Here is a 12,037-nt window from a genome sequence, read left to right as displayed (position 1 = left end):
CGTTATTTATCATTTATTATTAAGGCAGGTTTATGCAACCCACCGATTCAAAAACGTCTATAGCATCTGACGCAGCGCCACAAACTAACGATAGACAATCCATCGTCGTTCCACCAAATAAGAAAAAATCTAAGCCATCATCAAAAACACGTCGTCGCCTAAAAGATGCAGAACCGATTCCTTTTACCATCGATAGATTGTCGCATGATGGTCGCGGTGTTGCTATCTATGGCAATGGTTTTGGGGTTGACGATGGTCATGCTGAAGACAAGCATGGCAAAACAACCTTTGTCAGTTTTGCGCTGCCAGGTGAAAGCGCATTGGTCAAAATAACCAATAGTCGTGCCAGTTTTGAGGAAGGCGATGCAGTCAGCATCACTGCCAACCCAAATCCTGAACGTACTGTACCGCCCTGCCCTCATTTTGGCGTTTGCGGTGGCTGTAACTTGCAACATTGGCAGCCAGAAAGTCAAATTAGCTTTAAGCAATCTGTACTAGCCGAGATGCTTATACACCAAGCCAATGTAGAGCCTGACAATTGGCTTGCACCAGTCGTTGGTGATCGCCTTGGTTATCGTACCAAAGCAAGATTGGGTGTACGTTATGTCACCAAAAAAGAAACGGCTTTGGTTGGTTTCCGTGAGCGCTCAAGTAACTTTTTAGCTGAGTTGAATGAATGTCATATCTTAGACCCACGCATTGGGTTTGAGATTGAAAACTTAAAAGCGTTGATCAGCACGTTAGAGAGCCGTAATAAGATTGCTCAGCTTGAATTGGCCATGGGTGAGCAGATACCTGAGTTGCCAGATGGCAATCAGCCCGTTGCCCTTATTGTGCGTAACTTAGAGCCATTATCAGACGATGATGTAGAAAAGCTAAAAGTATTTTTTGCGGCACGTAATTGGCAGTTATACCTACAGTCTAAAGGTGCTGATAGCATCCAACGCATTGCATTGACGGATGCGGATGACATGAGCCAGCAGTTTGGACGCCTGTATTACCAATTGCCAGAGTACGATCTGACGTTTGAATTTATCCCGACTGACTTCACTCAAGTTAACCTATCTGTGAATCGTCAAATGACCAAGCTCGCTTGCGATTTATTAGACCTAAAAACAGGTGAACGCGTGCTAGACTTATTTAGCGGCTTGGGTAACTTTAGCTTACCACTTGCGCGACTCGTCGGTGAAACAGGTTCAGTGGTCGGCGTGGAAGGAAGCGAAGCCATGACCGCACGCGCAGCAGATAACGCACGTCGCAATGGTATCAATAATACTGAGTTTTATAGCCAAGATTTGACACATGATTGCACTGATAAGCCTTGGGCCAACCAAGGGTTTGATGCGCTACTGATCGATCCACCACGCTCTGGTGCTTGGGAGATTATGCAGTATCTACCTAAATTTAATGCTGAGCGAATCGTTTACGTTTCTTGTAATCCTGCGACTCTTGCACGTGATACAAAAGCGTTATTAGAACAAGGATATCGTCTGACGCATGCTGGCGTGATGGATATGTTCTGCCATACTGGCCATGTTGAATCTATCGCTCGCTTCGAAAAAGTAGCCGTTTAATCTCTTGCTTCTTAAGTGAACTATTGAGTGTGCAAAATAGCTGTGTTTATATAATCGATTCAATTTAAGAGTATTACAAGGCAATCGAGTGTCGGTGTATAGTAGATTCAATATAATTTGGATACAAGGAAGTCGAGTGAAAGTACTACAAATAGTAGACTAAGCAAGACTGACACCGTATCCAGTTTATAGAGAATTAACTATAGATTAAATACTTCAAGCGAGATCAACGCAGTAATACTTTTATAGTGGAATGACTATAATAATTTATGCTCATCCAAAACTTGGATGCAGCAGCGTTAATAAATAACAGCTATTTGCCTTGATTAACAGCAGACATTACATAGCCTGGCTTGATTTGTCATCTTAAAATGGGATAATAGTAAACAACTTTTCTATGTTTAGAAAATCAGAACTTAGTGAACGTTCATACTCATAGCTTTATATATTTTACACGCATTTTATAGCTGCTAAAAATCGCTTTTTAGCAGTCGTATTGGTTTATATCTAATACTTTATGAAAGTACGAATTTGAAATGTGTGTACAGTAGATGGGGTTATACTCAATTCAAAATAGCTAAGAGGAGTCGGCTATGGTAAAAATTCGTGAAGGATTACCGCTAGTGGATGGACAGACCACACAAGCCGATAGTGCAACACTTGCAGCCCAGCTGGTTGCGAGTCAACGCTCTCATCAGTCTGCCAATAGCTATGCCCAAATCCCACTCGATATCAAATACCAGCTAGCAACTCATAAGCTACACACCACTTTTGATCGCTCAGCCTTACATGCTTTTCACAGTCATGATCCAAAGCTTGAAAACGAATATTCTGATAATCCGCTTTTAGATGAAAATAATACACTCTCTGCAGAAAAGCTTGAAGCCATTGATTTAGATCAGGTAAATATTGACGTTCCCACTTGGCTAGACAATGTAGCCAAACGTATTGGGCAAGACTCTGTCCCTAACCTGCATGCTGCTTGTGAATTCATTCGCAATCATATGAATACCAGTGAGTCTGAACGCTCAGGCGCCTATGTCACTGGGATTGGTATGACAGACATACTGACCTATCTTTATCAAGATGAAGATGCGCTTGTTGCTGCCATGCTCTATCGCAGTGCGCGTAAATCCATTATTAGCCTCGCTGAGATAGAAAAAAACTTTGGGTCTGATATATCTACCTTAGTCAAAGATGCCTTGGCAATGGGTAAGCTGTCTGAGATTATCGAGAGCAATAAGCGCTTAGAAGATCACTTCGTGAACAATCAGCGTGACCAGCTATCCAATATTTATAGCATGCTCATCTCTGTCACTAACGATGTACGTGTCGTACTGATTAAGCTATCTGAGCGTACCTTTGCCATGCGTGAGCTGACTTTTTCTAGTGTAGATAGACAAAGCCGTGTAGCACGTGAAGTTATGACCATCTATGCTCCATTAGCGCATCGACTGGGTATCGCACAACTGAAATGGGAACTTGAGGATCTAGCCTTTCGTTATCTTGCGCCTGATCGCTACAAGGAGATTGCGAAGCTACTATCCGAAAAACGCAGTGAGCGTGAATCCTATATTCAGCGCGTGCAGGACAAGCTTAATGAAGCGTTAGCAGAGGCCAATATCGAAGCTGAGGTTTCTGGACGTGTCAAACATATCTATTCGATTTACCGAAAAATGAAGCTCAAAGGCTTATCATTTGATCAACTTTATGATATTCGTGCATTGCGAGTACTGGTTACCAACCCTTCAGACTGCTACCACGTCTTAGGTTTGGTCCATGGGTTATGGCGCTATATCCCTGAACAGTTTGATGACTATATTACCAATCCAAAATCTAACGGGTATCGCTCGCTACATACTGCCGTGATTGCGAAAAATAAATCTCTCGAAGTACAGATTCGCACACATGAGATGCATTTTGAAGCAGAGCTTGGCATGTGTGCGCACGTCAACTACAAAGAAGGTCTGAAGAATAAAAAGGATAATTACCTTAATCAAAGAATCAGCTCTCTGCGTCAGCTTTTATCTATTAATAATGAAACACGCAATCAGCTACGGTCATCGTCATTAACAGGTGAGGATCTCGATGAGATAGAGCTCGACGAAGAAGAGCAACTCGTTGATTTTGATGAGCTAGAACGTATTTATATCTTCAGCCGTGATGGTGATATTACTGAATTGCCAAAAGGTGCGACTGTTCTTGATTTTGCTTATTACGTACATACGCAGGTTGGTAATCGTGCGCAAGCTGCTCGAGTCAATCAGCGTTATGTGCCGCTCACCTATCAGCTCAAAACGGGTGAGCAAGTTGAAATCATCACTAAGGCATCACGTGAACCTAATCGCGATTGGCTGGTTGCCTCGCTCGGTTATATTCACACCAACCGTGCACGCTCAAAACTAAGACAATGGTTTAACAAACAAGACCGTGATAAGAATATTGAGATTGGTCGTCAAATGCTTAGCAAAGAGCTGGAACGACTATCGGTACATCCAAATAGTATCGATTTGAACGATTATCTTCAGCATTTCAATGCTCATACTACTGACGATATTATCGTCGGACTGGTCACCGGTGATATCGGTCTAAATCAGTTAACCAGTCACATCTCGCGACAGCTACATCTAGAGCCTGAAAGGCCTCCTGAAGACTTTATACCTAGTGTAGATAATAGAGACACTGGCAAACTTGATGCCTATAAGATTCACATTGACGGTCTAGATAATATCGAAGTGAACCTAGCAGGTTGCTGTCACCCTGTACACGGTGAGCCAATTGCTGGTTACATTACTTTGTCACGAGGGGTCAGTGTTCATAATCGTGGCTGCCCTGAGTATTCGCGTCTCATCGAGCGAGACCCTGAGCGTGCGATAGACGCCGCTTGGCGAGTACAATCTGGTCGTTATCAACCCGTTGACATCCATGTAGAGGCTTATGATAGACGAGGGCTATTGCGTGACTTGACACAAATTATTGATAAAGAAAACGTCAATATTCGTCAGGTTCAGACACTTAGCAACGACGATAATATTGCCTTTTTGAAATTTCATGTTGAAGTTTCGGGACTGGCTCATTTATCTAAGCTCTTGGCTAAATTAGAGCAACAGCATGGCATCTTACATGCTCGCCGCGCCGTCGTTTAAATACAAGCCTAGCTATACATATTCACTTAATCATAAAGTTGCCATAGAAATATCATGCCTGAATTACCTGAAGTAGAAACGACCAAAACTAGCTTAGCGCCATTACTAGGGCAACAGGTTATCGATGTAAAAATATTCCAGCCGAAGTTACGCTGGGCGATGCCAGATGACTTAGATATCTTGGTTGATTTCACATTAGATAGTATTGAGCGCCGAGCAAAGTATTTAATACTGAATTTTTTACCTGCGTCATCTAATAATAGTAGCGCAGTGGCACAATCTGATAAGTTAGCACCACGTCAGCTTTTGATTCATTTAGGCATGTCCGGCAGCTTACAGCAGCATAGTTATGGCACGGATAAACGCAAACACGATCATTTAATAATAGTATTTAATAATGTTGATAATACCAAATCTCAGCTACACTATTATGACCCAAGACGATTTGGCTCGGTATTGTGGTATCAAGATTATAGCGCCAAGCTACTGGACCACCTAGGCCCTGAGCCACTTTCAGATGCCTTTACTGCAGACTATCTATACCACTTGATTCAACGTACAAGCGTATCTGGTGAAAGCGCCGAGTCCACAGTCACAAATAAAGCTAAATCAAAAAAGCAACCTATCTCCCGCCCTATCAAGTCAGTTATCATGGAACAACAGGTGGTGGTAGGTGTAGGGAATATCTATGCTACAGAAAGCTTATATTTATCAGGTATTCACCCGGCCACACCTTCTCATCAACTATCGTATGATCAGATTGTCATTTTAGTTGATCACATTAAAGTTATTTTAAAAAAAGCGATAGCACTGGGTGGCTCGACACTACGAGACTTCACTGTTGCTAGCGGTCAAACAGGTTACTTTCAGCAGACATTAAACGTTTATGGCAGACAAGGCGAAGCATGTCCACATTGTCAGACAATACTTGAGAATATCAAGCTAAATGGTCGAGCCAGTGTCTTTTGCCCTAGTTGTCAGCTACTAGACTGACCATAATTTTCAGTAATTTTACCTACCTGTTGCGCTCTATATTCAATAGCGCAGTAATTTCAATTAGACATCTCATATTTTTTCATTCAAGCCGTTATATCATGCGCATTTCTGTTGCTTATTAGCGTACATCTTGCTTTAATAGTAATAACACTTACATAAATAGTGCATACGGTTTATTTATCTGTAATATTTAGCTTACCTATCGCTGCCAAGATGTTTTCTTATCGAAATATCAGCAGCCACTAATCATACCAATTGTGAATTTTAGGATATCGTTATGACTGTTAAAGCCAAGAAACAACGCACAGTTAAGCAAAAAGCTTTTACTGTTGCTACCAGCTTAAGTCTGTTGGTCGCTAGTATGCAGCCAGCCTTGGCCGCAATAGAGATTGATGAAACTGACTTTGGGCCTTCTTACGGAACCATGGTTGCCGATGCTACTGTAGGTAAGCCTCTACAACTAATAGGTGCAGTTACTGGTACTGCACTCTATCTCGTTAGCTTACCTTTCTCACTAATCGGTGGTAACGCAGATCAAGCACAGCAGAAGCTATTCGTCGAGCCTTGGGATGCGATGGGCCGTTGCTTAGGTTGCTCTGTTGCTGAAGACAACTATTATAAATCACAAGTAAATGATAATAACCTCGTGCGTATCGTCGTCGATCAACCATCAGAAATTTTGATCAACACAAACGACTATGTAATCGTTAATCCATAAGCAGTTATTTTCAAACATCTTGCATCATAATATATAGATGCTAAATCTAATGTATTTGTAAATTGACAATAAAAAAGGCTAACATAACGTTAGCCTTTTTTATTGTTTTGCTCGCCATCTTAAATGACGCTATTTTGAGATATCAGTATTACTTAACTTGGCACTAATTTCACGAAGTAATAGCACTTCTTTTGAAGGCTCCACAATGGCCTCTACTACTTCTTCTACTTCTTGAGCACGGCACATTTTATTTACTGTTCTAACCATCATAAAGATAATGAAAGCTAAAATCAGGAAGTTAATAAGCATCGTAATGAAGCTACTGTACGCTAATACTGGAACACCCGATTCTTAAGTGCATCATAGGTCATAGCAATACCTTCAGGTAAATCGCCCAAAATTAAGAACATAGCTTTAAAATTAATCTATAAACAAATAGACACCTATTTAGTTAGCGCAACAATCATTTTTGATAATAATACTAAATGTACTGATCCTACTATTCACTTTATTTTTGTTTTTCCCAGATTACACACAAAAAAAAGCAGTATAAAGTGAAGCACTAATCGCTCACCTTATACTGCTAATTTTTTAACTGCTTCAATGTCAGAAAATTTTTACTGATATTGATTTTCAGTGTCAAACATCAATGATATGAATTACTAAGTAACTCACTTATTGATATTAAGCACCTTTTTTACCACGGCCGTGACGCTTACGCTCACTTTCAGTCAAGTAACGCTTACGTAGACGAATCGCTTTAGGGGTTACTTCAACCAATTCGTCATCTTGGATAAATTCAAGTGCTTGTTCAAGAGTGAACTTAACCGCTGGCGTCAACGTCAATGCTTCATCAGTACCACTAGCACGTACGTTGGTTAGCTGTTTAGCTGTCGTTGGGTTAACAGTCATGTCATCGTTACGAGAGTTCAGACCGACAATCATACCTTCGTAAACTTCAAGCTGTGGTTCAGCAAATAACTTACCACGTTTTTGAAGGTTAAACAGTGCAAAGCCTAGGCAAACACCTTTAGCCATAGAAACCAATACACCATTAGAGCGACCACCAACATCACCGATCTTTTGCGGACCGTAATGTGAGAAGCTAGAAGTCATGATACCGCTGCCTGAAGTCAGAGTTAAGAACTCAGAACGGAAACCAATCAGACCACGAGCAGGAATAGTCGCTTCAATACGCATACGGCCTTTACCATCAAGTTCCATGTTAGTCATCTCGCCTTTGCGTAGACCAACTTGCTCCATGATAGAACCTTGATGCCCGTCTTCAATATCGAACACAACGTTTTCATACGGCTCTTGTAACTTACCATCAACTTCTTTGACGATAACTTCTGGGCCTGAAACACCCATCTCAAAACCTTCACGACGCATGTTTTCAATAAGTACAGATAAGTGAAGCTCACCGCGACCTGATACTTTAAATTTATCAGGAGACTCTGTGTCTTCTACACGTAGTGCTACGTTATGAATCAATTCACGCTCTAGACGCTCACGAATATTACGTGACGTCACAAACTTACCATCACGACCAGCGAACGGTGAGTTGTTTACTTGGAAGTTCATTGATACGGTAGGCTCATCAACTGTTAACGCTGGTAATGCTTCAACATTAGCTGGATCACAAATCGTATCTGAGATATTAAGTGCGTCAATACCAGTGATACAAACGATATCACCAGCCTGTGCATCTTCAACATCAATACGATCAAGACCATGATAGCCCATGATTTTTAGAATACGGCCATTACGCGTGTTGCCATGCTTGTCAATGACAGTTACTTGCGTGTTCAATTTAACTTTACCACGCTGGATACGACCAATACCGATAACACCAACAAAGCTGTTGTAGTCAAGGCTTGAGATTTGCATGCGGAATGGTGCATCTGCATCAACTTGTGGAGCCTGTACAACATCAACGATAGTTTTGAATAGTGGCGTCATATCATCAGCTAAATTATCAGCTTCTAAACCTGCAACACCATTCAATGCTGATGCGTAAACAACTGGGAAATCAAGCTGTTCGTCAGTTGCGCCTAAGTTGTCGAACAAATCAAAAATTTGATCCATTACCCAATCAGGACGCGAACCAGGACGGTCAATTTTGTTGATAACAACAATAGGCTTTAGACCTTGTTCAAATGCTTTTTGCGTTACAAAACGAGTCTGAGGCATTGGACCATCAACAGCGTCAACAACTAGTAATACGCAGTCAACCATTGACATAACACGCTCAACTTCACCACCGAAATCGGCGTGACCTGGGGTGTCAACGATGTTGATACGGTATTCTGTATCTACAGTTTGATCTGTCCAGCGGATAGCTGTGTTCTTAGCCAAAATAGTAATACCACGTTCTTGCTCAATATCGCCTGAATCCATTGCACGTTCAGCAACGTTTGCACGGTCGCCAAAAGTACCAGACTGATGTAATAACTTATCAACCAAAGTTGTTTTACCGTGGTCAACGTGGGCAATAATTGCAATGTTACGCAGGTGTTTGATATCGTTCGCCATATAAAATGCTCGTTTCGTCTTAAAAAATGCAGTAGCAGTAAGCGCCGCCGGATAAACCTTTATCATCAACCAGATAGATATTGAATACTTACTTTTAGACGACTGCGCCATAAGCGCTGTTAGTCAAATAATTTCAATATAATCAAGAATCTACACTGATAAATTCATCATACAGATAGCTATGCTAATGTACATTCTGTCAATTTACAGAATGTTTGGGCAGCTAGTATAACATTATTGATTCATAAATTTATGTAATAACTCACTTTTCTCAATACATAAACAAAAAAAAGCCACCCAGTGGGCAGCTTTTTTTGTAACTATATATTTAATCACATAACCAATTGGCTATTATTTATTGAACAACCATATCTTTAGTTTGTTCAACAGTCATTGTTTTGTCGCCAGTGATGATGGCATAAACACGACGGTTCATAGCGCGACCTTCTTCAGTATCGTTTGGAGCGATTGGGTTGTCATAACCATAACCAACAGTTGATAGACGGTTTGGAGCGATACCGAATTCGTTAGTTAGCATAGATTTAACCGCAACGGCACGAGCTTCAGACAGACGTTGGTTGTAACGTGCTGAAGGACCAGTTTTAGAAGCATGACCTTCTACACGTGCTGTAGAGTTAGGATACTCACGCATCTTCTCTGCTACTTTAGCGATTTCTGGCTGATACTGAGTTTTGATAGCTGATTTGTCGTTATCAAAGAATACACGTAGTTCCATTTTCAGTTCATCAGTAATATCTACTGGTACTGGGCAACCGCGCTCATCTACTACAACGTTCATTGGAGTGCCTGGGCATGCATCGATGCTATCAGGTACGCCATCACCGTCAGAATCAAGATCAGATTCAACAACTACTACTGGAGTGTTGTCAACTAATGGCTCTTGCATTGGCGGTACTGCTACTGTAGGTGCTAGATGGCCACCAAGTACAACTTCTAGACCGGCCAAGGCCATCCCTTCCCACCAGTTGTTATCAAAGTTATGAATCGCACGAGCTTCACCACGTAGGCTTAAAGCGTCGTTGATACGGTACATAGCACCTAGACCTAGATTACCGATAGTATCTTTAGAGCTTGATACTTCAGTACCAGCAGTAACTGTTTCGCCAGTTACATCAGAAACATAAGTTTCTTGGTTTTCTACTTTAATCTTAGATTGACCAGCACCAACCAATACATATGGTTTCAATGCGCTATCAGTATAACCAGTAAACTCTTCAGTACCGATCAAGAAGTTACCAGTTAACATGGTTTGTTCTACGTCGAAACGGTTAGCACCAGATTTAGCTGAATCTTCAGAAGCTTCGCCATTTGCGTTTGATACACCATACTCAACTTGGAACTGAGTAGAAGGAGTAAGTTCGATACCTAGAGCAGCACCAGTATATAGGCTGCTTTCTTTAGCAACACCACCATTTAAGGTACTGTTCTCATTAAGCTGCTTACCAGTAGTCAATACTTCACGCTGTTTGTCGGAAGTATCACTGAATTCTTCAGTCATGTGATAACCAAGTAACAACGGGCTAATGGTAACACCAGCGTTAGCAGCCATAGGTGCAGCGGCTACAGCAATCAAAGCTAGAGCTATTTTATTCAATTTCATGGACTTCCTCCAAAGGATAATTTTAGTGATGCATTAAGCAAAACCGTTCTTCAAGACGCTTCAAATAGACATCTTTTACAAATTTCAAGTGACAAAGCAAAACCAATTAAGGAGTAGCTTAGCGATTATCGATTCAGTTTACAACTTTTTTCGTTAAGGAGCTACACATTATTACACGATAATGTTGTAACTAAAACACAATAGCCTGCTGTAATTACCTATAACTAACACGCCTTACGCTTTCTATCTTTTGTGTGTTGATTCCCCATAGATAATAAACCCAATAGCACCCATTGTTTAAACGTATTTTAATATGACGAATAATATTTCTCCATAATTAAAGTGCTTCATTCACTAATTGAAACAAATTTTGACAGTAGTTATATATTCTGTATATATTAGGATAGCCAATATTATTATACATATCTGAACTTTCACCCTATCTTCAAGTCTTTATACGATCAAGATACTCAGGCCATGTGCTTTTATGAAGTCTTTCCATAACATTTGAAAATCCAATGATAAAAAGCGAGACTCTTTTATTGAAATAAGTTACTCACCATAGGTAATAAGACCTTATGACACTGCTCTATAGAATATTATCAAGTTATGGAAAGCTATCTACGTTTCTATCACGCTTACTGATATCAATTGACTATAAACACGTTCGTAAGAGATTTATCTTTCTTATAATGCGTTTCTGCATGTCACTTTCTGACAAATCCACTTTTAATAAAGTTTCAATAAAGACAAATATATCTAAAGGTAGACAAGGTTTTACCCTAGTCGAGCTTATTGTTACCGTTTCAGTTTTAGCAATTATAGTGTCAATTGCAATGCCGTTCATACAAACACAATTAGCAAATATGGAAGCCAAGCGTATCAAAAGTCAGTTAGAAAGCTCGCTGATCTTAGCGAAGGCTGAGAGTTATATCAGAAGACAGAATATAATCGTTTGTCTATCTGATAGTGGAGGTCGCTGCCATAGAGATAGCGACACGACACTGTTGCTCTTTATAGACAAAAATGATAACAAGCATTTTGATACTCAAATAGATTCCCTACTCTCTCAGCAGTCCTTAAACCTTAAATACAGTAAGCTAAGTTTAAGAGTGGGCGCTAGACGCCATTACACCAAATTTTGGGGTGATAGTGGTAAGCCCCGAGGACACTTTGGCCATATAAAATACTGTCCCACTGTTGATTATAATAAGACCACGTATCTCATATCGTTTAGTCAAGCAGGCCGCATTAGACAAAAATTTAATGAAAATCACCCTACCAAATGCGATAGCTAGTCAGCTTGGCATACGACGCCTTTTAGTGATTTTGACGTATAGTTCACCTACAACAATTTGATATTGGATGATTGACTTGAATAGAGACTTTTAAAGAAAGAGTATACTATCGACAACAGAGATATACTTAGAACAAGGGGTAAGTCGTT

The 12,037-nt window shown here is 40.5% G+C and carries 7 protein-coding genes and 1 pseudogene; 5 read left to right on the top strand and 3 right to left on the bottom strand.

What is annotated here, in order from left to right; genetic code table 11:
- Nucleotides 1-32 precede the first annotated feature (32 nt).
- From rlmD to ACZW67_RS00700, 4 genes are all read left to right on the top strand, one after another.
- On the top strand, nt 33-1,574 hold the full coding sequence (gene rlmD / locus ACZW67_RS00715; RefSeq protein WP_465181776.1) for a 23S rRNA (uracil(1939)-C(5))-methyltransferase RlmD: 1,542 nt from the start codon (nt 33-35) through the stop codon (nt 1,572-1,574).
- 593 nt (nt 1,575-2,167) lie between these two features.
- Nucleotides 2,168-4,720, top strand: coding sequence for a RelA/SpoT family protein (locus ACZW67_RS00710; protein WP_465181775.1), 2,553 nt, complete (start codon nt 2,168-2,170; stop codon nt 4,718-4,720).
- A 54-nt stretch (nt 4,721-4,774) separates the two neighbouring features.
- Nucleotides 4,775-5,713, top strand: a complete 939-nt coding sequence (gene mutM, locus ACZW67_RS00705; protein WP_465181774.1) for a bifunctional DNA-formamidopyrimidine glycosylase/DNA-(apurinic or apyrimidinic site) lyase — start codon at nt 4,775-4,777, stop codon at nt 5,711-5,713.
- Between the two features lie 280 nt (nt 5,714-5,993).
- Nucleotides 5,994-6,434 carry a hypothetical protein gene (locus ACZW67_RS00700; protein ID WP_465181773.1) on the top strand — a complete coding sequence of 147 codons (441 nt, stop codon included), beginning with the start codon at nt 5,994-5,996 and terminating at the stop codon, nt 6,432-6,434.
- 129 nt (nt 6,435-6,563) lie between these two features.
- On the opposite strand, the pseudogene ACZW67_RS00695 reads toward ACZW67_RS00700, so the two are convergent.
- The 3 genes and pseudogenes from ACZW67_RS00695 to ACZW67_RS00685 form a co-directional block, all read right to left on the bottom strand.
- A pseudogene (locus ACZW67_RS00695) lies at nt 6,564-6,859 on the bottom strand (MscL family protein); the annotation flags it as partial.
- 259 nt (nt 6,860-7,118) lie between these two features.
- Nucleotides 7,119-8,969 (bottom strand): translational GTPase TypA, encoded by a 1,851-nt coding sequence (gene typA, locus ACZW67_RS00690; protein ID WP_110921739.1) that lies wholly within the window; start codon nt 8,967-8,969, stop codon nt 7,119-7,121.
- A gap of 355 nt (nt 8,970-9,324) precedes the next feature.
- A complete protein-coding gene (locus ACZW67_RS00685) occupies nt 9,325-10,590 on the bottom strand; it encodes an OmpA family protein (protein WP_465181772.1) in 1,266 nt (421 codons plus the stop codon).
- A gap of 704 nt (nt 10,591-11,294) precedes the next feature.
- On the opposite strand from ACZW67_RS00685, the gene ACZW67_RS00680 reads away from it, so the two are divergent.
- Nucleotides 11,295-11,888: a pilus assembly FimT family protein gene (locus ACZW67_RS00680; RefSeq protein WP_465181771.1), complete on the top strand. Its 594-nt coding sequence runs from the start codon at nt 11,295-11,297 to the stop codon at nt 11,886-11,888.
- The last annotated feature ends 149 nt before the right edge of the window (nt 11,889-12,037 follow it).

Source organism: Psychrobacter sp. TPE 89C (genome assembly GCF_055522395.1).
The sequence above is the reverse complement of the archived record's forward strand: the minus strand, read 5'-3'. Positions and strand labels throughout refer to the sequence as shown.